The sequence below is a fragment of the Desulfofustis glycolicus DSM 9705 genome (assembly GCF_900130015.1).
Lineage (GTDB): Bacteria > Desulfobacterota > Desulfobulbia > Desulfobulbales > Desulfocapsaceae > Desulfofustis > Desulfofustis glycolicus.
On record NZ_FQXS01000015.1, the window covers coordinates 36,975 to 59,147 of the forward strand.

Consider the following 22,173-nt stretch of genomic DNA (forward strand, 5'->3'; position numbering starts at 1 on the left):
AGAAATGGTTGCTATACCATATAATCGTTTCTGCTGTCATTACGAAAGGGGAGAAGTCCATGGACATCCGTAAAGCAGTTATTCCCGTTGCCGGACTGGGAACCAGGTTCCTGCCGGCAACCAAGGCCATACCGAAAGAGATGTTGACCATCGTCGATCGGCCGACCATCCAATATATTGTCGAAGAAGTAGTTAACTCCGGGATTGAGCAGATCATTTTCGTCACCAGTGAGGGGAAGTCGGCTATCGAGAACCATTTCGACTATAATTTCCATCTGGACGCCGTCCTCCGGGAAAAGAACAAGACGACGCTCGGCAAAGAACTCGACATGATTTCAAACCTGATCGATATCGTCTCGGTACGACAGAAGAAACCGCTTGGCCTTGGTCACGCCATCTGGACGGCCCGTCATATCGTCGGCAATGAACCGTTCATGGTCTGCCTCGGCGACGACCTGGTGCTCAGCGATGTGCCCTGCGCCCGACAGATGCTTGAGTTGTATCGCGACGTGGGTGAGTCCATCGTTGCCGTGCAACGAGTGCCGCATGAGCAGACGTACCAGTATGGTATTGTCGAAGGAGAGGCCAACGGTCGTGATCGAACCTACAAAGTCTCCCGGATGGTCGAAAAACCCGCGCCCGGTACGACCGATTCCGACCTGGCGATCATTGGCCGATATATCCTGAAACCGGACATTTTCGACATTCTCAGCAACACCACGCCCGGGCACGGTGGTGAGATCCAGTTGACCGACGCCTTACTCGCCCTGTGCAAACGACGCGAGATGTATGCCTATGAATTTGAAGGTACCAGGTATGATGCCGGGGATAAACTCGGCTATCTGCAGGCAATCGTCGCGTACGGATTGCGTCACAACGAGCTCGGACCATCCTTCAAGAGTTTTCTGCAGGAGACGATTGCGTCGTTATGAGGTGTGTGGAGGTTGCCGTTGCCGCCCCGGTCAGGCAGACCTACTCCTATCTGCTGCCGGATAATCTGGTCGACGAAAAAGAGCCGGACCGGACCCTGGTCGGGCGCCGGGTATTCGTCCCGTTCGGAGGTGGCCGGGCCAGCGGTTATATCCTGACGGACGGACAACGCCAGGACGTCTCGATCGACCTCAAGGAGGTGTTTGACCTCATCGATGCGGTGCCGTTGTTCCCTGCCGCCATGGTCGAGTTGTTCCGCTGGCTGGCTGCGTATTACCACTATCCCCTCGGCCAGGTGATCAAGACAGCGCTGCCCGGCGGCTTGAAGGTCAGTGTTGAGCCGGTCATATGCCTGACAGAAAATAAGGGCGCTGGCGAGGCTGAAGACTGGTCGACCGGCACACCTACCGAAGGTTGGTTGGCCAGACTTATGTCCGGCGGTTCCCTGTCGCCGCGGGAGAGCAAGAAGGTGCTCGCCGACAGGCGCGATAGGGCAACGGTCAATCGACTGATCGATGCCGGGGCGGTACGCGTGATCAAACGGTGCAGCAAGGATTCTGTCGGCAAGAAGCTCGAACGCTGCTACCGAATCGACGAGGAACTGAGTCGGGAAATTGGCGGTGCTGCGGGTGATCCCGCGGCAGCTGCGTCGGTCGAGCGGTGGGTGCTGGCAAAGATCGGCCGAAAGCCGGGCCGGGCCGAGGTCAAAACCCTGCTGTCCGTGGCGGCGATCGGTACCGGTAGCGGCGCCGCCGATGTCCCGCGCCGGGAACTGGCGGCAGAGTATCCCTACGGGGCGAGGATCATCGAGGCCCTGGCGGCGGAAGGCCTGGTCACCGCTCTGGACCGCCGGGTTTATCGCAGCCCGTTGGGCGACCTGTTGCCGTTTTACCCCCGTATCGAGCACCACAGCGATGAGCAGCGGGCGGCCATAGATACGATCGTGGATCCGCTCGAGCGGCAAGCCTATCGCACCTTCTTGCTGCACGGCATTACCGGCAGCGGCAAGACCGAGGTCTATCTTGCCGCTGCCGAACGGACATTGAAAAAGGGGCGTGGAGTGTTGGTTCTGGTGCCCGAAATAGCCCTGGCCACCCAACTTGAGGCGCATTTTGTATCTCGCTTCGGCCCGCTGGTGGCCCTGCTTCATTCCGGATTGTCGCCGGGCGAGCGGTTCGATGAATGGAGCCGGATCCTCTCCGGCGCCGCGAAGATCGTCGTCGGCGCACGATCAGCCGTATTTGCACCGCTGCCCGACCTCGGTCTGGTGGTCGTCGATGAGGAACATGACGGCGGCTTCAAACAACAGGACGGCCTGCGCTATCAAGCCCGTGATGTCGCAATCGTCAGGGCGAAAATGAATGACGCGGTAGTAATTCTCGGTTCGGCGACCCCGTCGGTAACCAGTTATCAACACGGGCGCAGCACCAAGTACGAGCTGCTGCAGCTGACCCGGCGGGTAGGCGGTCGAAGCCTGCCCGAAGTGTCGATCGTTGACATGAAAAAGCAGCAGCGGCAGGGGGCAGGACTGTTTCATCCGGAATTAAAAGCGGCCCTGCAGGAGACGTTTGACCAGGGAAAGCAGAGCATCCTGCTGATCAACCGGCGGGGATTCTCATCGTCAGTTGTGTGTCTCGACTGCGGTACGATGGTCGAATGTCGTCATTGCAAAGTGACCATGAACCTGCATAAACGACCGCATTTGCTGCTCTGCCACTATTGTGGTTACCGGCTCCCGTCTTCGACGAATTGCACGATCTGCGGTTCGACCCGGTTGCACCCCGTCGGGTTCGGTACCGAACGGGTCGGTGAGGAAGTGGCGGCGTTGTTGCCCGAGGCGCGGATCGCCCGACTCGATTCGGATATCGCCGCCGATCGTCGCACGTTTCTCGGTCTGCTCAGGGCGGCCGGCAAGAGAGAGCTCGATGTGCTGGTCGGCACACAGATCCTGGCCAAAGGGTTACATTTTCCCGACGTGACCCTGGTTGGAATCGTGCTGGCTGACAGCGGGCTCAGTTTTCCCGATTATCGCGCCGCCGAGAAGACCTATCAACTCATAGCCCAGGTTACCGGGCGAGCCGGAAGAGGCGATACGCCCGGTCGGGTAATCATCCAGACCCTGCAGCCGGATCATTACGCCATCGGACTGGCGGCCGAACACCGTTATACCGATCTGGCCGAACAGGAGGTGAGGATCAGGGCGTCCGCCGGTTTTCCGCCGTTCGCCAGGCTGGTGTTCTTTCTCGTTGAAGATCGGCAGGAGTCGCGGGCGCGCGCCAGGGCAGAGGATATCGGTCGGGGAGCGCGGCAGTGGATCAGTGGCAATGCGCTGTCCTCGCAGATCTCCGTGCTCGGGCCGGCGCCGGCGGCGATCGAACGGTTGCGCGACCAGTATCGCTGGCAGATCCTGCTCAAGTCGACGGATACGGCCAACCTGCACCGGCTGACCGATTTCCTGGCAGCATCTTTTCAGCGATCGGGGGGGCAGCGGGTGCTGATCGATGTCGACCCGGAAAATATGCTCTAACCCCCAAGACGGTACGCCACAAGTAACGATGAAAATCGGGCGTCATGGTCGGAAGGGCTGGTTAGTGAAAGTGAGCGGGGGGACAGGTTAAAACCTGTCCCCCCGATGATCGAGATGGGCGATACAGCCGGAGAGCTGCAGCTGGAGGAAGAGCCGACCATCAGTCTGGAACACCGATTTTCATAAAAAACCTCGGCCCGGTCGGTTACGGGTCGAGCGGTGTTTCCTGGCGGAAGAAAAATGGCCGCAGCGAGTTGAGATTTTCGTCAATTTCCATCGGTAAGATCTGGGCCAGGCAATTGAGAATGACGATGGCGTTTTTGTCGGCGTCGAGTTCCGCCGCGTAGCGAATTCGATTGAGCATCCCCTCGTTAACCTGTTCGATCTGCCGCCAGTATTGTTTGATACGATCAAGGTGATAATCAGGCTTTCCGCCATCCGTTTCGATAAAATACTGACGCAGCAGATAGACCGACACGATGCGGAACATCGATTCGTCAACGGTTGCGAAGGGGAGATGAAACCTGGCCATCGGACGAAGGATATCCAGGGTCGGACAGCCGCTGGTGGCCATGATGATGCCCATGATCGAGCTTAAACCGTCCTGGACGATAGTCTCTTTGATGGTTGTTCGTTCCGTGGTGATGCACGAAACCGTGCATGATTCATGCGACAGGATGTCTCTGAACGCAGTGACCAGATCGGCGATGTTGATCGCCACCGGGCAATGGCCGATTCGCTCGCGATCCAGCCGGCAGCAAGTGCATTGGTGGGTGGCCAGTTTGGTCCATTCCGCTTTGCTGTTCGAAGAGGGGCGCATCAGCGAGGTCGCCGGGTCGAGTCTGATGAGAAAGCGCTTTTTCGTCCCGTTGGCCAGATCGAAACTGTAATTAATAGTGATATCGTGTTGATCCATGGTCGTTTCAGGCGGTAGCCGGAAAATTTTTGGATGATGAACAATGATCTTGCAAGGTATTCTGCATGACGATTGGCTATCCTTTATTGATGGTTGGTGGTCTTCGTCGGTTTGCGTCCGGTTATGCTAAAGCCGATACCATTTCTTTTTCGGGGTCCACAGACAGACCCGGTTTCGTCCCTGGCGCTTGGCTTCGTAGAGTGCCTGGTCGGCCCGGCTGATCATCAGTGATTTGGAAAAATCGTCCTCAACGCCGGGGCGACTCGAACAGACACCGAAACTGGCGGAGACATGGTGCTTTTCAGAGTCGACGAGAAATTCGTTGTCGTCAATTTCAGCCCGAAGTTTTTCGGCGACGAGCAGCGCGGTATCACCATCAGTGGCCGGGAGGATAACACCGAATTCCTCGCCGCCGTAACGGGCAAGGGTGTCGTAGGTGCGCAGGTGAGATTTGAGCAGTGAGCTGAAATCTTTAAGGATCTCATCGCCTAACTGATGGCCGTAGGTGTCGTTGAACATTTTGAAATGATCGATATCGATGAACAGCAGGGACACTGAGGCGTCCTGTCGGATAGAGCGGTCGATTTCGCGATCAAGGGCCGTCTGGAAATAACGGTGGTTGTAAATCTCGGTCAGCCCATCGATATGGACGAGATTATCGAGAATCTTGTTTTTTTTCTCCAGTTCCCGAGTAAGGTTTTCCAGTTCGATCTTAGCGGCGACCAATTGCTTATTCATCTGGTCGTAATCCAGATTGAGCAGGCTGAGCCGGATATTTGCCTCTTGCAGGATCTCCTGGATGGATTTGGTGTGTTTCATCTTCAGGCCGAAGTATGCACCGGCCTGGACGACACTGATATGGACTTTCTCCAGGATGTCCTCGATGTCCTCGTTAGTCAGTCCAAGAAGCTTTTTTGCTTCTTTGCGAAATTGCTTGTGGTATTCTTCCGGCTTGCTGGAAAAGAGGATATTGATCAGCAGATCGGAGAGATAGACGGCCTTGATCGTGGCCAGAATGGTCCGGTCGCCGTCCTGGTAATCGGCCGGACGATGATGAAACCGGAGCGGTTGCAGCAGGGTTTCCGGGAAAGACCAGTGTTTGGCGACTTCATAGCCGATGTGGCAATGGGTGATCCCGAGCAGCGATTGTTCGGCATTGAGCAGGTCATATTGATTGTCCGCAACCGCCTCGATAACCTGTTCGTAGGTGTCGGGAAAGGTGCGGGCAAAGATCAATTCCCCAAGATTCTGCAGGAGCCCGGAAATGAATACCTCCTCCGTATCGACCCCCTTGACCTTTTCCAGAATCAGTTTCGAGGCGACGGCGGCAGCCAGCGACCTCTCCCAGAATTTGGCGAAATCAAAGCGGCTCTTGCGCGATCCGTTACGAATCGAGAGGAAGGAGAAGGAGAGGACGAGACTTCGCACCGCGTTGGTGCCAAGGATCGATACGGCCTGTTTGATGGAGCCGATTTGTTGCGGAAAACTGTAAAAGGATGAATTGGACACCTTGAGTATTTTTGCCGACAGCGATACGTCCTGCGCGATCAGATCGGCGATATCGGTCAGTGTCGTATCTTCCCGAGAAGTCAGCGTAATGAGTTTGGAGGCGACCGTCGGCAGGGTTGGCAGCTCATCGGAGGCGAGCACCGTTCTCAATAGTTCGTCGTGATCCATAAAAGTCCCGTACTGCTCGTGATTGTGGAGGCGATCTCGGTTCGTCCCGCAAGCATGCGCCCACCGCCGCCACGGTGCCGCCGGAGGGCGGCGAGGAGAGCGGGACAGATAACGAGCAGCAGGCGCGTGATAGATGTTGTCACCTACTATATCGTTTTCGAATCAAACGTTGCAAGTTTTCACGTTGAAAAATGAGTCGGGGGCGGGGGCGGTTCGGGATAGCTGCAGAGTTCACCACGATAGGATTGAAACCGGAAGATATCATGGCTTGCCACCTGATATTCGGGAGTCAGCGGGATTTTTCCACCTCCCCCCGGTGCGTCGAGGGCGTACGTGGGGATGGCCATGCCGGATAAATAGCCGATTAATTCTCGCATAATGGCTCGGCCTTCTTCGATGGTCGTCCGGAAGTGATCGGTGCCGTTGGTCAAGTCGGCCTGGAACAGGTAGTATGGTTTGACCCGCAGACGCAGCAGGCCGCGCAACAGGTCGCGCAGGATCGCCGGCGAATCGTTGACTCCCCTGAGAAGAACGGTCTGGCAGCCGAGGGGAATGCCGGCATCGGCAAGGCGGTGGCAGGCGAGTTGCGCTTCGTCGGTCAACTCCGCCGGATGGTTGAAGTGGGTATTGATGAAAAGGGGATGGTACCGCTTAAGGGTCCGGCACAGTTTCTTGGTAACGCGCATTGGCAGGGTACACGGCACTCTACTGCCGATCCTGATGATTTCCACCGAAGGGATGGCCCGCAGTGCGGCAAGTATCTCGTCGAGCCGGTCGTCGTCGAGCAACAGCGGGTCGCCGCCGGAGAGCAGCACGTCTTTGATTTCCGGGTGATCTTTCAGGTAGTCAAGACCGGCGGCAAACGACGAATCGCCTCCCGGCATGCTCGGCCGACCGACGTGCCGTTTGCGGGTACAGAACCGGCAAAAGAGCGCGCACTGGTTCGTAACCAGAAAAAGGACACGGTCCGGGTATTTGTGCACGATACCGGGGACCGGGCTGAGCGTTTCTTCGGCGAGCGGATCGGGGATCCCGACAGGATCGTTGAGTTCCTCCGGACGGGGAACGGCCTGCAGAAAAAGCGGCAGACCGGTTGTCCGGATCAGTTTCAGGTAATAGGGATTAATGCGGAGCGGATAACGCTCGATGACCGCAGCGACGGCCGGATCGATCCGGCCGGGAAAACAGTGGCAGAGCTCTTCGTAACTGGTAATGCTTTGACGGAGCAAGTGTTTCCAGTGTGTCATCGGAATCGGTAAAAGAAAGAAGGGAGGCAGTCTCAATCCGACGGCACGCTGACGGTGTTGAGAATAGCGGTCAGCGCCTGCCAGTCGGTTGCTTGGTAGATGGCTGCACGAAAACGAGCTGCACCAGGCATGCCCTTGTAATACCTGCCAATATGGTTTTTTATGGCACCGAGATGGGTGGTGTTGCCATGCTCTGCTATCAGGGTCATATGCTGCCGGGCGGTGGCGAGGATGCCTTCAGGCGAGCCGGGTCGACCGGCAGGGGAGAATACCCAGGGATTGCCAAGCGCCGCGCGGCCGATCATCACTGCGTCGCAGCCGGTTGCAGCCAGTCGTGCCTGTGCCTGGTGGTAATCGCTGATGTCTCCGTTGCCGATCACCGGAATAGAGACGGCCTGTTTGACCCGGGCGATCTGGCGCCAGTCGGCCTGTCCGGAAAAACCCTGTTTCCAGGTTCGGCCATGAACAGTGATGGCGGCGGCGCCGGCGTCCTCGGCCATGCGGGCGAACTCAGTAACGTTGATATTGGCGCGATCCGGTCCGATCCGACATTTAACGGTAACCGGGCAGTCGGCTGCCGCCACCACCGCTGAGATAATTCGTTCGGCCAGTTCCGGGTCGTTCATCAGGGCGGCGCCACCGCCTCGTTTGGTTACCTTTTTGACCGGGCAGCCCATATTGATATCTATCAGGTCCGGATGATAATCGTTGAGCCGGTCGGCGGCCGCTGCCATGATCGCGGCGTCGGCCCCGAAGAGTTGGAAAGACACTGGCCGCTCCTCGGGGTAACTGACGAGCAGCGCATTGGTGGCCGCCTGGTCGTAGGCGATTCCGTGCGAGCTGATCATTTCCGACACGCAGAGGGCTGCGCCGTGCCGCCGGCACAACAGCCGGAACGGCAGGTCGCTGTAACCGGCGAGTGGAGCAAGAATTAATCGTCCGGAGAGAGGCACGTTGCCGATGGACATGATCTCGGATAATACGTGAATGCGAAACGCTGCACGAACGACCGGCCCGAAGGGCCGATGTCTACTCACGCCGGCCTGGCACGTGCAGCGGCCGGAGGCCGGCGTGAGCGTTCAAGAAAGCCGGTTAGTCAGGGCAGTTTGGAAATCTGTACCAGGGAGCGTTGGTAGATTTTCTGCGCCATGTTTTCGATGATGGTTTCCAGAGCCCGGTCGCCATTGTCCCTGGTCAGTGCTGAATCGGAACTGACCCGGAAATCCTCGATCCATTCTTCCGAGGATTGCTCGATCAGCACCTTGTCGGTGCTGAGCTCCTTCAGGATATAGCGTACCCTGAGGCGCAGTTTGACGGTCGAAGCGGCATTATTGGCGCCATAGGTGAGGCTCGGCAGATTGTAGGAGATGATCTCGCCGGCCAGGATCAGGTCGGCCCCCTCCTTCTGCTTGGTAATGGAGATGGAGCCGGATTTCTGGAACCATCTGATCAAGGCCTGGTAGATATCGGCATCGAGTTGCAGCTCACTGGTTCGGTTTTTCCAGGTGGTCACGTAAATGGATTTTTCCGGGCCGGAATAGACATAGGGATTGCGGTATCCGCAGCCACCGAGCAGAAGGGTGGTTCCCAGAACAACCACGAAGAAACGAACGAGCAGTTTCACGGCAGGACTCCTTTCTGATGGGTTGAAAACGACAGCGACTGTCGTCTTACCGCCGGCAGCCAGCGGCGCCGGAACTGTTTTATACTAGTATTAAACAACGATATTAACAAGTTTCTTCTTGACGACGATGATCTTTTTGATCGCTTTGCCCTCGATATAGCGGACCATATTGGCATCGGCTACGGCCTGTTCACGGAGCGACTCGTCACTGATGTCGGCGCCAACCTGCAGACGTGACCTGACCTTGCCGTTGACCTGGAGAACAATGGTCAGTTGATCTTCACGAGCCGTCTTCTCATCGAAGGACGGCCAGGATTGATCCTCGAGCGTATCGGTGAAAGCCATGATGCGCCACATCTCCGAGCAGAAATGCGGCACCATTGGGGAGAGCAGGACCAGCATGGTCCTGATGACTTCTTCAATGACAGCCGGGGTTGCCTGTTGCGGCTTCGTTTCGTCGGTCGCTGCGGACAGCGCATTGAACAACTCCATGACCGCACTGATGGCGGTATTGAAATGGAAATCGTTGTCGATGTCGAAGCTCACCTTCCTAATGGTCTGATGCAGTTTTCGTTGCAGGTCACGATCACTTTCGTCGGGTTCTGCGGCCGGGGCTGCGATGGTGCGGTGTTCGGCGAGATGGGCGATGGTGCGATAGACCCGATTGAGAAAGCGACTGGCCCCTTCGACCCCTTGGGCGTTCCATTCCAGGTCGCGTTCCGGCGGGGCGGCAAACAGGCTGAAGAGGCGAACGGTATCGGCGCCGTACTGACCGATCAACTGATCGGGATCGACCACGTTTCCTTTGGACTTTGACATCTTGGCCCCATCCTTGATGACCATTCCCTGGGTCAACAGATTGGTGAATGGTTCATCGATGTTCAAATAGCCGAGATCGCGCAGCACCTTGGTGAAAAAACGTGAATAGAGCAGGTGCAGAATGGCGTGTTCGACACCGCCGATGTACTGGTCGACAGGCAGCCAGTAGTCGGTACGACGGTCGAGGATGGCGTCGTCATTGTCGGAACAGGCAAAGCGTGCGAAATACCACGACGACTCGACGAAGGTGTCCATGGTGTCTGTTTCGCGCTGGGCCGGTCCGCCACAGGACGGACAGGTGGTATTGATGAAGTCAGGCCGGCGGCTGAGCGGGGTGCATTCCTCGGCGCCGGTATCGGCGCCGTCCGGCAAGCGGATCGGCAGATCTTCGAGCGGAACCGGGACCACGCCGCAGCTCGGGCAATGAATCATCGGGATCGGCGCTCCCCAATAGCGCTGCCGGGAGATCCCCCAATCACGCAAACGATAGGTGGTGTGGCTTGTGCCGCAACCGATGTCTTCGGCATGGACGATGATGGCGGCCTGTGCCTCGATGGAGTCCATGCCGTTGAAGGTGCCCGAGTTGACCAGGCGACCGGGCTCGGTGGCGGCGGCCGTCATCTGGTCGGGATCGAGTTCGGTGTCGGGCGGGATGACCACCGGCACGATGGGCAGCGAGTAAGTCCGGGCGAATTCGAAATCGCGCTGGTCGTGCGCCGGGACGGCCATGACGGCGCCGGTGCCGTACTCCATCAGCACGAAGTTGGCAATGTAGATCGGTACACGCTGATTGTTGAACGGATTGCGGCAGTAGCGGCCGGTAAACATCCCTTTTTTGTCGAGTTCGTCGGTTACCGGGCGCCGCCGTTTTTCATCGGCGATGGCGGCGATGAAGGCCCGCAGCTCTTTTTCCCGGTTACCGCCACCAATCAGGGTATCGACCAAGGGGTGTTCGGCGGCGATCGACATGAAGGTAACACCGAAAATGGTGTCGGGGCGGGTGGTGAATATGGCGAGCTCTTCATCACCGCCTTCGATCGGGAAATTGCAGATCAGACCGGTCGACTTGCCGATCCAGTTATGCTGCATGGTCACCACTTTTTCCGGCCAGCCGTCGAGCGTGCTCAGGTCTTGGAGGAGTTCGTCGGCGTAGTCGAGGATCTTGAAGAACCACCCGTGCATTTTTCGCGGTTGCACGAACGCGTCGCAGCGCCAGCAGGTTCCTTCGATGACCTGCTCGTTGGCCAGTACGGTCTGACAGGTATCGCACCAATTGACCGTGGTGATCTTACGATAGACAAGCCCACGGTCATACATTTCCAGGAACAGCTTTTGTTCCCAGTGGTAGTAGCCGGCGTCGCAGGTGGCGAATTCCCGATCCCAGTCATACGAGAAACCGAGCTTTTTTAACTGGGACTTCATGTAGGCGATATTCTCGTAGGTCCACTTGGCCGGGTGGGTTCGGTGTTTCTGAGCGGCATTTTCGGCGGGCAACCCAAATGCGTCCCAGCCCATCGGGTGGAGCACGTTGTAGCCACGCAATCGCTTGTAGCGGGCAACCACGTCACCGATCGTATAATTCCGGACATGTCCCATGTGGATGCGACCCGATGGGTAGGGGAACATCTCCAGCACGTAATATTTCTTTTTCGCCTCGTCTTCGACGACGCGAAATGTCTTATTGGTTTCCCAATACTCCTGCCATCGTTTTTCCACGGTGCAGAAATCGTATTTCTGTGGAAAAGGGCTGTCCTCACTCATGCCTTTTTTCTCCTGCAGCTGACTGGTCTGTGGTTGCTGGAAGTCGACGGGCGATCGACCCGTTTCATGACGATTCGTCGTAGGAACTGAGATTTTCGAACATCGTGTACTCTTTTTTGAAAAACAGGCGAACCAGCCCGGTCGGCCCGTTTCGCTGTTTGCCGATGATGATCTCGGCGATATCTTTATTGGGATTGTCTTCTGCCTTGTTGTAGACCTCATCCCGGTAGATGAAGCAGATCACATCGGCATCCTGCTCGATGGCGCCGGACTCGCGCAGGTCGGCCATCATCGGCCGTTTGTCGGTCCGGCTTTCCAGGCCACGGTTAAGCTGGGACAGGGCCAGTACCGGTACGCCGTGTTCCTTGGCAAGTGCCTTGAGCGAGCGGGAGATATCGCTGATTTCCTGGGTGCGGTTCTCGGCGTTGCGCCCCCGCATCAACTGCAGGTAATCGACGATGATCAGGCCGATATCATTTCGGGCCGCCAGTCGCCGTATCTTTGAGCGCATCTCGAGGACGGAAAGGGCCGGGGTGTCGTCGATATAAATGGGAGCGTCGGAGAGCATGCCGACAGCCCGGGTCAGGTGCGGCCAGTCTTCGGTATGCAACCGCCCGGTGCGGATCCGTTGCGAATCGATATGCCCGACGGTGCTGAGAAGACGCATGGCCAGTTGTTCTCGGGACATCTCCAGGCTGAAGACGGCGACACCGGTCTTTTCGACGAGCGCGGCATGCTGGGCCAGATTCAGAGCAAAGGCGGTCTTGCCCATGGACGGCCGAGCGGCCAGCACGATCAGATCCGACGGCTGCAGGCCGGCGGTCAGTTTGTCGAGTTCGTAGTAGCCCGTCGGTACCCCGGTAATCAGTTCCTTGCGCTTGTAGAGTTGCTCTATCTTGTCGAAGCAGCCGGGGATGACGCTTTTCAGGGGTTGGAAGACGGTGGTGTCCTTCTTGCCGGCGATATCGAAAATCGATTGTTCGGCGTCATCGACCAGTTGATCGATATCATCCTGTTCCTCGAAACAGCGGTTGGCGATATCGCTGCTGGCGTTGATCAGGTTACGCAGGACCGACTTCTGGCGAACGATTCGGGCATAGGAGGCGATATTGGCGGTAACCGGCACGATCGAAGTCAACGACGCCAGGTAGGAAGCACCGCCGGCGGCTTCAAGCCGGCTGGTGTCGTTGAGTAGACTGGTGATGGTGACCAGATCCTGCGGTTCGTTGCGATTGAAAAGCTCGATCATCGCCGAGAAGATGATCCGATGACTGTCACGATAGAAATCCTGGGCGGAAACGATATCGACCACCGTCGCGAAGGCCTTGTCCTTGAGCAGAATCGAGCCGAGCACCGATTGTTCGGCCTCGACGTTGTGCGGCGGGACACGGCTCCCGGCCGGACGGCTGGGAGCTGTTGCTGACGAGAGTAAATCATTCATAGGCATCTGCTTCGAGGGGACCACAGGTTGCTGTCTAATACAACGTCTCTTTGCTGTCAAAACAAAAACACACCGGGACAGCTGGCCAACTGCCGGTGTGTTCATATTTCGTCTCCGCCGCCCCGGAATTGTCCGGCCAGGATGTGTCGGCGGCGGACAAGCGAGGCGCCGGACGGCGTGCCGGATGTCAGGCGTCGCTCTGCTGAGCACTTACCTTAACGGTGATTTCAGCAAACAGGTCGAAGCCGACCTTGACGGAGACCTGACGTTCGCCGAGTGATTTGATCGGTTCGCTCAAAATGACCTGCTTCTTCTCTACGACGATTTTCTTGTCGGCTAGTTTTTCGCAAATATCGTTTACGGAGATGGAGCCGAACAACTTGTCGTCATCGCCGACCAAGGCATCGAATTCAAGGACGACACCGTTGAGTTTGTTGAGCGCAGCCTCTGCCTGCTTCTGCTCTGAGGCAAGGCGGGCCTGGATCTCAGCCCGGTGTTTCTCAAGGACGGCAAGGTTGGTCGGGGTGGCGAGGACCGCTTTGCCCTGCGGCAGCAGATAATTCCTGCCGTAGCCGGGTTTTACCTTGATGATGTCGCCTTCACGGCCCAGCTTTTCTATGGTTTGTTTCAGTATGAGTTCCATGGTTGATTCCTCATATCGGGTTATGCTTGACGATTCTGTTAAGCAGTGGTGTTTCTGTTACGGTCGAACATCGTCCTCCGGCGGCGGGTCGCTTTTGCCGAGCCGTCTCATGTCGAACCAGACATCGGCCAGGCCAACGCCGAGCAGCAACATAGCGCCGAACGATTGAAAGAGCATCATGCCGTAAACGAAAAAGCGCAGTAGCAGGGGAGTTTTCCATTTATGCAGAAAAAAGGCGAGAATGGAAAACCCCTGCAGGACATAAACCAGGCTGAGCAGTATCAACAGGTTGATGCCGACCAGACGAATTGTGCCGAGCGGTAGTAAAGAGAGCACTGCGGCGCCGATGAACAGCCAGACCAGACGATCCGGAAGGTGCCATGTGGTGTGCTCCTCCCATGGCTGATACCCGGTCAGACGGCGGATCAGTCGGTTGCCGGTCAGCATGGCCAGCCAGGAGACAAACATTGCCATGCTGGCGAAAAGGGATGGCAGGATATTGGGCAGCACCGTTTTCATCTGATAAAACGACTGTTCCAGCAGGGCCATCGTGTCCGGTGCAAACGCTTCGCTTTGCCGGTATGATGCAAGTGCCGCCTCGATATCGTGGTCGAGGGAGCCGAGAAAGGCACTGATCGGGTTGACACCGGAAAATAGTGTTTGGCCGGCGATCAACAGCAAGCAGCAGGAAAGCAGCGCCACGGTGCCCTTCAGACCGGACATTGCCGGGCCGTCATGCTGCAGGGCGGAACTGGCCAAGGTGTAGCCGGTCGGGATGAGCAAGCCGGCAAGAACAATCGTTCCCCAGGCACCGATCAGACCCCCGATTACGGCGGCGATGAGCAGCCCGGCAAGCACCAGGCGAAAGCCGTGCTCCCAGCGATACATGGCAAAGAGCACCGCTGTCGGCAGCATAAAATACAGCCAGCCGAAGAAGGCTCCCTGCAGGCCGGGCAACAGGATGAGCAGGGCAAACAGCAGAACGAACTGCACTGCCCGGTTGTTCCCGATAGGACCTGATTCTTGGTCGATCACTGCCGCTCCTGTCGCTGCTTCCATTTAACCCTGGGTATTTCCTGAATAGGGGAGCAGGGCTATTTGGCGGGCACGTTTGACGGCTGAACAGAGCTGGCGCTGGTGAGTAGCGCAGGTACCGAGGATTCTTCTCGGAATGATTTTGCCCCGTTCGGTAACAAAATTGCGAAGTGTCTTGTGATCTTTGTAGTCGATGGTCAAGTCCTTATCCATGCAGAATCGGCAGACTTTTTTTCGGGAAAAGAGTTTTCTTTGTGGTCGTGCGGCCATGATGTATCTCCTTGGGCTCCGGTTTCGACGGGTGAGCGATTATTGTTCGTCCTCGTTTTCGGTATCTTTGCTGTCGTCGGCATCATCCGCTGCTACCGGCGAATCCTCGGATTCGTCATCCTGGTCGGCAGCGTTTGCCTTGGCGGCAGCCGTTTCTTGCGCGGCAGCTATCTCCTCATCGCTGATGGAATCAGAGATTTTTACCGACATGTACTTGAGTACCGCATCGTCGATCCGAAATTTTCGCTCGATCTCGGCGACGGCTTTCGGAGTCCCGGCGAAATCGCAAAATACATAAAACCCTTGAGTTTCTTTCTTGATGGGATACGCCAGCTTGCGCATGCCCCACTTGTCAAGCTGGATGATTGTTCCCTGATCACCGAGCACGATGTTGTTGGTGTTCTCGATTGCCGTGCTGATCTCATTCTCGCTCAGGGACGGGCGGAGAATATAGACCTGTTCATACCTTCTCATGCGATCCTCCTCGTGGACGTTTTGCGTGGCGGGTCATGCCGCCGTTCGGCCCTCGCTTTCCGTGTATCGTGCAGAGAGCGAGGAGGGATACGAGTGGACGGATGGGGGTCATCCGTCCACCGACAAACTTCCAATTGTACTGCATTATGGTCGGCTGAGTCAAATGATTTCTCGGAATCAACTGGTAGATACTGTACCGACTCGGGCAGGTATCTGCCTACCATGCGTGGTGATGGCGCAGTACCATGTTTTGCGGCGCCGACGCTCTTGGCGATAGCTCAGCTTTTCTCTGCTTTTTCCTGAGCTTTGATGTGCTGCCACTGCTCGGTCAGGGCCGCGTCGTCGAGAATCGGGGCGCCGGCGAAGACATGGGGATGCCGTCTGATCAGTTTTTCATTGATGGCCGTCAGCACATCGTCGAGGGTGAAAGTCTGCTCTTCAGCGTTGATTTCTGCAAGCATGATGATTAAATATAAGAAATCACCCAACTCTTCACAAAGGTTCTGGCGATCGCCTTGGGCGATCGCGTCGGTGATTTCGCCAAACTCCTCGTTGAGATATGTTGCCAAGGAATCGGTTGTTTGCCGGCGGTCCCAGGGACAGCCGGCCTCGCCCCGAAGGCGGTGAATCGTCGATAGGAGCTTCTCGAAATGGGTCACGGTCTCTTTCATAACATACTCATGGGCAGACAACGGTGGTGTACCGCCGCTGAAGAAGATCGGCGACATCCCGGAAATTACGTGGAGATCTTCGGAAAACGCCGAAAAAGGTTGACAATTATCACCTGACCAACTATGTAGTCTAGGCGCGGCACGGTTAATGCCGGGGCAATTCCAGCCGGAACGAGACTTCGTCGGTTGACATTCGGACGGAGCGATTCTGCAGAAACCGGTTGACGACCATAACAAAACAGAAAAGAGAGGTTTTGCAAAGTGATTGTGGCAGATAAGAAACAAAAGCTGTTGTTGGAAAAACACAAAGACATTGCTCGTATCGATCAGGAATCGAAAAGAACTCACGGTTGGTACGTGCGGGTCCGTTACAAAGGAAGAACCCATTCCAAATTCTTCTCGGATCGCAAGTGTGGCGGCCGCTATTCGAGCCTGCTGTCAGCGATTTCCTGGCGGGACCAGACCGAGAAAAAGCTTGGCAAGGTCCGGACAAACAAGCATATGGTTACCGTCAGCAATTCCGGTACCGGAGTGGTCGGTGTCCGTCTCAACGAGAATCTGAATCGCTACGAGGTCAGTTGGGTGACGCCGCAGGGCAAGCAGGGAAAGACCTCGGTATCGATCAAGAAGCATGGGAAAAAAGCCGCTTTCGAGCGGGCCTGTGAAATTCGTCGAAGCCGAGAGACTGCCAGACTCGGCGTTTAACCGGCTGATCGTCGGCGATCCGTTCACCGACAGGTGTTTTTCGTGAAAACCACAATTGCACAGGTGCGTGTGTCCTCGCAGATGGGGATGTCAGGCTATTTAACATCTTGACAGAAAGTTATAACGACTGATATAATCATCCGTTTGAGTCGTTTTCTTTTTAATATGGTATGAATCGTTCTGGACAGATGAGGCACTCAATATGTATGCAATTATAAGGACAGGCGGGAAGCAATACCAGGTTGCCGCCGGAGAGCAAGTACGGGTTGAAAAGCTCGCAGGCAATGTCGGCGACACGGTCGAACTCGAAGATGTCTTGATGGTAGCAGACGGCGATGATATTGTTGTCGGCAGGCCTGTCATTGAAGGCGCCAAGGTGGTTGCGACTATTGCTGAGCAGGGAAAAGATAAAAAAATCAGAGTCTTCAAAAAGAAACGCAGAAAAGGTTATCGTCTCACTAGGGGACATCGTCAGACCTTCACGGCGTTGAAGATTGCAGAAATCAACCGGTAAGCAAGCGGGGTGACCTTCGGGGTCCCGACAGTGATAAGGAGTAAGTTATGGCTCATAAAAAGGCAGGCGGCAGTTCCAGGAACGGCCGCGACAGCAGCGGCCAGCGCCGCGGTGTAAAGAAATTCGGTGGAGAGTTGGTACGGGCCGGCAATATTATCGTCCGGCAACTCGGTACCAAGATCCATCCCGGCACCAATGTCGGGTGCGGCAGGGATTACACGCTGTTCGCCAAGGTCGATGGGGTTGTCACCTTTGAAGAATTCGGTAAGGATCGAAAGCGGGTCAGTGTCTATCCGGCTGCCTAGCGGAGGATGATGTAGAGAACGCGATCCCGCGCTCCTTTCTTTTTTGACTCGATCATCGCGATAGGCGGTGGTCGAGTTTTTTTTTCAGGGCAAGATCGTTCGTCGTTTTCGTCGAGGACAGCGAGCGTTCTGCATTGTCTTGACCAATACACTTTTTTGTTCCGCTCGGGCAAACAGATGACCATGTCTTTCGTCGATGAAGCAACATTTCACATAAAAGCTGGAGACGGCGGCAACGGCTGCGTCAGTTTCAGGCGTGAAAAATATGTCCCGAAAGGCGGTCCGAATGGCGGCGATGGTGGACGGGGCGGGATCGTTATCATCAGGGCCACTCGAGAGTTGCATTCCCTGATCGACTTTCGCTACCGCAGTCATTTCAAGGCGGAGCGGGGGCAGCACGGCCAGGGAAAAGACAAGCACGGCGCCAAAGGCGGCGACTGTCTGATAAAAGTTCCGCTCGGTTCGGTAATTATGGATCACGAGACCAACGAAGTCCTGGCCGATCTGACGGAGGACGGCCAGGAGTTTGTCGCCGGCGAGGGCGGCAAGGGCGGGTTGGGCAACATGCATTTTGCCAGCGGTGCCAATCGAACTCCCCGATTTGCGACAAAGGGAGGCTCCGGCGAGGAGCGTTGGTTGCGTATCGAGCTGAAACTACTCGCCGATGTCGGCCTTGTCGGTTTGCCCAATGCCGGCAAGTCAAGCCTGCTGGCCAGGCTGTCCGCCGCCAATCCCAAGGTGGCCGATTACCCGTTCACCACCTTGGAGCCACAACTCGGCGTACTCCAGCAACGTTTCGGCGCACCCTACATCATTGCCGATATTCCCGGTCTGATCGAGGGCGCGCACCAAGGCGTCGGCCTCGGCCACGCGTTTCTCAGACATCTCGAGCGAACGACGGTGATCGCCCATGTACTCGATATCTCCACCGACAGTTACCGCCGGGACTTTCAGGTCATTGAGCAGGAGATGGCGGCCTATCAGGCCCGTATGGCGCGCCGGGTCAAATGCGTCGTGTTGAACAAAATCGATCTTGTCGATCCGGAGATGGTCGACGAGATCGCTGCCGAGTTTTCCCGGCAGGGCTTTCGGGTCAACAGGATTTCCGCTTTGACCGGAGACGGGGTAGACGATCTGAAAAAGACGCTGATAGAAATTCTCGAGGGAGCCGACGGCGAGGCCGGCCGTCGGGCTGACCTGTAGCAGAGGTGCGGCATGATCTCAATGGAAGAGGGCCTCTATCTGCGACAGACACTGTTTGACAAAGCACAGCGGATCGTCATCAAAGTCGGCAGCGCCGTACTCACCGGTGAAAACGGTCTGGATGCAGTCATAATCGGCAATATTGCGCGGGACTTGTCGTTTCTACACAATACCGGCCGCGAGGTGATTCTCGTCAGTTCCGGGGCTGTGTCTGCCGGCCGGAAAAAAATAGCGATCGATGACACCATGGTGCTCGGCTTGAAAGAAAAGCAGGCCCTGGCGGCTATCGGTCAGTCGTGTCTGATGCAGGCCTATGATGCGGCCTTCGGCGCGTTTGGCAAGAACATCGCCCAGGTGTTGTTGACGCACCGTGATCTGGCCAAACGGGACCGCTATCTCAACGTCCGTAATACGCTGTTTACCTTGCTGAAATGGGGAACGATACCGATCATCAACGAAAACGACACGGTTTCGGTGCAAGAGCTGCGCTTTGGTGATAACGATACCCTCGGGGCCCATATCTGTAACCTGATCGAAGCAGATATGTTCATCTGCCTGACCGATGTTCTTGGCCTGTATAGCGGTGATCCGACCGCCGATCCGCAGGCTCGCCCGCTCTACACCGTCGTCGAGATTACCCCTGAAATCGAGCAAATGGTTACCCACGTCAAAAGTTCGCTCGGTACCGGCGGTATGCAATCGAAGCTTAAAGCCGCAGGGATCGTCGCTTCCGGCGGCGGCAGTTCTTTTATCGGTCCCGGACGGCAGCACGATATTCTGCGCCGGCTGTTCAGCGGCGAGTTGATCGGCACCTTTTTTCTGCCGAAAAAAGAACGAATCAACAGTAGAAAACGGTGGATTGCCTCGGTGCTCAAGCCGCAGGGAGCGCTCGTGCTCGACGATGGCGCTTGTCGTGCGCTGCTGGAGCGGGGAAAGAGCCTGTTGCCATCGGGAATTGTCGAGGTTGTCGGTGATTTCGACGTCGGTGATGCGGTACATTGTCGCAACGGCCGGGGAGAGGCGATTGGGGTTGGGTTGATCAATTATGGGGCGGCGGAAATCAGAAAGATCATGGGCTGCCATTCCAGCCGGATCGAAAGCATTCTCGGTTATCACGACAGCGAAGAAGTCATGCATCGGGACAACATCGTCCTGCTGCGCCCCCGGAAAGAGCAGTTGCAGGAGTGAAGCATCGGGAGACTGGAACGGGGTTGCGCTTCTCGGTTGCCGGCGGTACGATAGGTTCTCAGCGGACAGTTGCACAAACGGGCGTTACAGCACAGGCTGACGCCGAACAAACGACAGCGGATCGAGGTCAACAGTGATCTCTCTTTCCGCTGGGCAGGAGACCACCCATGAACCAGGCGGAAATCGACACGATCATTGCAGACATGGCCGTACGGGCGCGACGTGCCGCACGGCACCTTGCCATCCTCGATACGGCAACCAAAAACGCAATCCTGAAGCGTGTTGCCGAACAAATCCGGTTACAGACGGCACGGATTCAAGAAGAAAACGGCAAGGATCTGGAAGAGGGCAGAAGAAAAGGACTGTCTGGCGCGATGCTCGACCGGCTTACCCTTACCGACCAGGGTATCGACTCGATGTGCGATGGTTTGTTGGAAATTATCGAATTGCCCGATCCTGTCGGTCAGGTGGAGCAATTGCGAAAACGACCCAACGGCCTGCTGGTCGGCCGAATGCGTGTTCCGCTCGGGGTCATCGGTATGATCTACGAATCGCGGCCGAATGTGACCGTCGATGCTGCCGCGCTCTGCCTGAAAGCCGGTAATAGTGTGATTTTGCGGGGTGGTTCGGAAGCCTTGCGCTCCAATCTGATCCTTGCCGATATTTTGCGGAGAGCAGTTGCTGACAACGGTGTCGAGCCGGACGTGGTGCAGGTGGTGCCGACCGTCGATCGGCATGCCGTGCTGGCGCTGCTGGGGCAGGAAGACACGGTCGACCTGATTATACCGCGAGGCGGTGAAACGCTCATCCGCTTCGTTACGCAACATTCACGAATTCCAGTGTTGAAGCACTACAAAGGGGTATGTCATATCTTTGTCGATCGGGACGCCGATCTCGACAAAGCGACACCGATCATCGTCAACAGTAAAGTACAGCGTCCCGGTGTCTGTAATGCTCTCGAAGGACTGTTGGTGCATCGCTCCGTTGCCGAGCGTTATCTGCCGGTAATCTGCGCGGAACTAGCGGCGGCCGGTGTACGCTTACTGGGGTGCGCGAAAACGGTCGCGCTTTGTCCTCAGGCCATGTTGACGCAAGACGATCAGTGGGGCAGCGAATTTCTTGATCTGCAACTGTGCATCAAGGTTGTTGAATCGGCGGCTGAGGCGATGGATTATATTGCCCGGTACGGCTCAAAGCATACCGAATCAATCATCACCGAAAATTACAGCACTGCCCAATTGTTTGTCAGCAGCGTTGACGCCTCAGCCGTGATGGTCAATGCCTCGACTCGGTTCAATGACGGCGGTCAGCTCGGACTCGGTGCCGAAATCGGTATCAGTACCACGAAATTGCATGCTTACGGACCGATGGGACTGGAGGAGCTGACAACACGCAAATTCGTCGTCTACGGCTCCGGGCAGGTTCGCTCCTGATGCACACCACCGGGCTGCTCGGGGGAACGTTCGACCCTGTTCATAACGGGCATCTGCAGCTTGCTCAAGCGGTACTGGCCCGCTCTGCTGTGGATCAGGTCCTGTTTATCCCCGCGGCGTCTCCGCCGCACAAGACGGACAGCGCGCTCTGCCCCATCGAGCACCGGCTGGAAATGGTTCGTCGGGCAATCAGCCCGCTGCCGCGGTGTGCCATTTCAAAGCAGGAGGCGTTTCCCGGACGACCCTCCTATACCATCGATACACTGCTGAGTCTCCGCGCCGACAGCCATGGGGAGACGACGTATGTGTTTATTATCGGCGGCGATGCCTTCCTCGAGATAGAGACCTGGCATCGCTGGTCGGAACTGCTCGCTTCAACCGATTTCATTGTTGCTGTCCGTCGCGGTTCGTCGCTCGAAGAGCTCATAGATGTGCTCGATTACCACGGTTTTTGTCCGCAGCCGGAGACGGAGCCGGGGCACTATCGCGGCCGGGAGGGCAACAGCGTGCGGGTGCTGACCGCGCCGATCGATGATATCTCGTCCACCGACATCAGGTGCCGGATAGCCGAAAACAAGCCTTGGCAGCACCTGGTGCCGCTGCCTGTCGCCGAATATATAGACGAACAACGGCTTTATCGGCAGGACTGAACCAGGAATCGAGCAATGAATCACTGCCGGGCGGTGACCGAGATGATGAGGTTTGACAGGCTATCCGAATTCGTCTTTGCATTCGGTCTTTGCATTATCGACGAATGGGTTTATGATGACCTGTCCAAACGTATATTTTT

At 56.6% G+C, this 22,173-nt stretch carries 21 protein-coding genes; 9 read left to right on the forward strand and 12 right to left on the reverse strand.

Annotated features, from left to right (window positions below; all coding sequences use genetic code 11):
• The first annotated feature begins 59 nt into the window (after nt 1-59).
• Both galU and priA read left to right on the forward strand, forming a co-directional pair.
• Complete coding sequence (gene galU / locus BUC26_RS12680) at nt 60-932, forward strand: UTP--glucose-1-phosphate uridylyltransferase GalU (RefSeq protein WP_073376578.1); 873 nt, start codon at nt 60-62, stop codon at nt 930-932.
• The gene (gene priA, locus BUC26_RS12685; RefSeq protein WP_073376579.1) at nt 929-3,457 is read left to right on the forward strand and encodes a replication restart helicase PriA; all 2,529 of its coding nucleotides are present in this window, start codon (nt 929-931) and stop codon (nt 3,455-3,457) included. Before galU ends, priA begins: the two co-directional genes overlap by 4 nt.
• Before the next feature lie 205 nt (nt 3,458-3,662).
• Here the strand turns inward: priA and BUC26_RS12690 are convergent, their stop codons facing one another.
• From BUC26_RS12690 to BUC26_RS12745, 12 genes are all read right to left on the reverse strand, one after another.
• On the reverse strand, nt 3,663-4,373 hold the full coding sequence (locus tag BUC26_RS12690; protein ID WP_073376581.1) for a DUF6901 family protein: 711 nt from the start codon (nt 4,371-4,373) through the stop codon (nt 3,663-3,665).
• 126 nt (nt 4,374-4,499) lie between these two features.
• Nucleotides 4,500-6,050, reverse strand: coding sequence for a sensor domain-containing diguanylate cyclase (locus BUC26_RS12695; protein ID WP_073376583.1), 1,551 nt, complete (start codon nt 6,048-6,050; stop codon nt 4,500-4,502).
• Between the two features lie 179 nt (nt 6,051-6,229).
• The gene (locus tag BUC26_RS12700; protein ID WP_073376585.1) at nt 6,230-7,297 is read right to left on the reverse strand and encodes a KamA family radical SAM protein; all 1,068 of its coding nucleotides are present in this window, start codon (nt 7,295-7,297) and stop codon (nt 6,230-6,232) included.
• A 32-nt stretch (nt 7,298-7,329) separates the two neighbouring features.
• Complete coding sequence (gene dusB, locus BUC26_RS12705) at nt 7,330-8,334, reverse strand: tRNA dihydrouridine synthase DusB (RefSeq protein ID WP_244155850.1); 1,005 nt, start codon at nt 8,332-8,334, stop codon at nt 7,330-7,332.
• Between the two features lie 59 nt (nt 8,335-8,393).
• The gene (lptE, locus tag BUC26_RS12710; protein WP_073376589.1) at nt 8,394-8,921 is read right to left on the reverse strand and encodes an LPS assembly lipoprotein LptE; all 528 of its coding nucleotides are present in this window, start codon (nt 8,919-8,921) and stop codon (nt 8,394-8,396) included.
• Between the two features lie 90 nt (nt 8,922-9,011).
• The gene (gene leuS, locus BUC26_RS12715) at nt 9,012-11,501 is read right to left on the reverse strand and encodes a leucine--tRNA ligase (protein ID WP_073376590.1); all 2,490 of its coding nucleotides are present in this window, start codon (nt 11,499-11,501) and stop codon (nt 9,012-9,014) included.
• A 64-nt stretch (nt 11,502-11,565) separates the two neighbouring features.
• Complete coding sequence (dnaB, locus tag BUC26_RS12720) at nt 11,566-12,942, reverse strand: replicative DNA helicase (protein WP_073376592.1); 1,377 nt, start codon at nt 12,940-12,942, stop codon at nt 11,566-11,568.
• A gap of 187 nt (nt 12,943-13,129) precedes the next feature.
• On the reverse strand, nt 13,130-13,585 hold the full coding sequence (gene rplI / locus BUC26_RS12725; RefSeq protein WP_073376594.1) for a 50S ribosomal protein L9: 456 nt from the start codon (nt 13,583-13,585) through the stop codon (nt 13,130-13,132).
• A gap of 57 nt (nt 13,586-13,642) precedes the next feature.
• Entirely contained in the window at nt 13,643-14,644 is a 1,002-nt protein-coding gene (locus BUC26_RS12730) for a DUF2232 domain-containing protein (RefSeq protein ID WP_073376596.1), read from the reverse strand.
• Nucleotides 14,645-14,890: a 30S ribosomal protein S18 gene (gene rpsR / locus BUC26_RS12735; protein ID WP_073376597.1), complete on the reverse strand. Its 246-nt coding sequence runs from the start codon at nt 14,888-14,890 to the stop codon at nt 14,645-14,647.
• A gap of 39 nt (nt 14,891-14,929) precedes the next feature.
• Nucleotides 14,930-15,364: a 30S ribosomal protein S6 gene (gene rpsF, locus BUC26_RS12740; protein ID WP_073376599.1), complete on the reverse strand. Its 435-nt coding sequence runs from the start codon at nt 15,362-15,364 to the stop codon at nt 14,930-14,932.
• A 278-nt stretch (nt 15,365-15,642) separates the two neighbouring features.
• Nucleotides 15,643-16,035 (reverse strand): MazG nucleotide pyrophosphohydrolase domain-containing protein, encoded by a 393-nt coding sequence (locus BUC26_RS12745; protein WP_073376601.1) that lies wholly within the window; start codon nt 16,033-16,035, stop codon nt 15,643-15,645.
• Nucleotides 16,036-16,302: 267 nt separating this feature from the next.
• Here BUC26_RS12745 and BUC26_RS12750 point away from each other — a divergent pair, with 267 nt between their 5' ends.
• The 7 genes from BUC26_RS12750 to nadD all read left to right on the forward strand — a co-directional run bounded on the left by BUC26_RS12750 (nt 16,303) and on the right by nadD (nt 22,033).
• On the forward strand, nt 16,303-16,740 hold the full coding sequence (locus BUC26_RS12750; RefSeq protein ID WP_084540650.1) for an AP2 domain-containing protein: 438 nt from the start codon (nt 16,303-16,305) through the stop codon (nt 16,738-16,740).
• A gap of 202 nt (nt 16,741-16,942) precedes the next feature.
• Entirely contained in the window at nt 16,943-17,254 is a 312-nt protein-coding gene (rplU, locus tag BUC26_RS12755) for a 50S ribosomal protein L21 (RefSeq protein WP_073376604.1), read from the forward strand.
• Between the two features lie 47 nt (nt 17,255-17,301).
• Nucleotides 17,302-17,559 (forward strand): 50S ribosomal protein L27, encoded by a 258-nt coding sequence (rpmA, locus tag BUC26_RS12760; RefSeq protein WP_073376606.1) that lies wholly within the window; start codon nt 17,302-17,304, stop codon nt 17,557-17,559.
• A 177-nt stretch (nt 17,560-17,736) separates the two neighbouring features.
• The gene (obgE, locus tag BUC26_RS12765) at nt 17,737-18,762 is read left to right on the forward strand and encodes a GTPase ObgE (RefSeq protein WP_279626294.1); all 1,026 of its coding nucleotides are present in this window, start codon (nt 17,737-17,739) and stop codon (nt 18,760-18,762) included.
• Nucleotides 18,763-18,774: 12 nt separating this feature from the next.
• The gene (proB, locus tag BUC26_RS12770) at nt 18,775-19,950 is read left to right on the forward strand and encodes a glutamate 5-kinase (protein WP_084540641.1); all 1,176 of its coding nucleotides are present in this window, start codon (nt 18,775-18,777) and stop codon (nt 19,948-19,950) included.
• Between the two features lie 167 nt (nt 19,951-20,117).
• Nucleotides 20,118-21,383 (forward strand): glutamate-5-semialdehyde dehydrogenase, encoded by a 1,266-nt coding sequence (locus tag BUC26_RS12775; protein WP_073376607.1) that lies wholly within the window; start codon nt 20,118-20,120, stop codon nt 21,381-21,383.
• Complete coding sequence (nadD, locus tag BUC26_RS12780) at nt 21,383-22,033, forward strand: nicotinate-nucleotide adenylyltransferase (protein ID WP_073376609.1); 651 nt, start codon at nt 21,383-21,385, stop codon at nt 22,031-22,033. The genes BUC26_RS12775 and nadD overlap by 1 nt, the downstream gene beginning before the upstream one ends.
• Nucleotides 22,034-22,173: the final 140 nt, after the last annotated feature.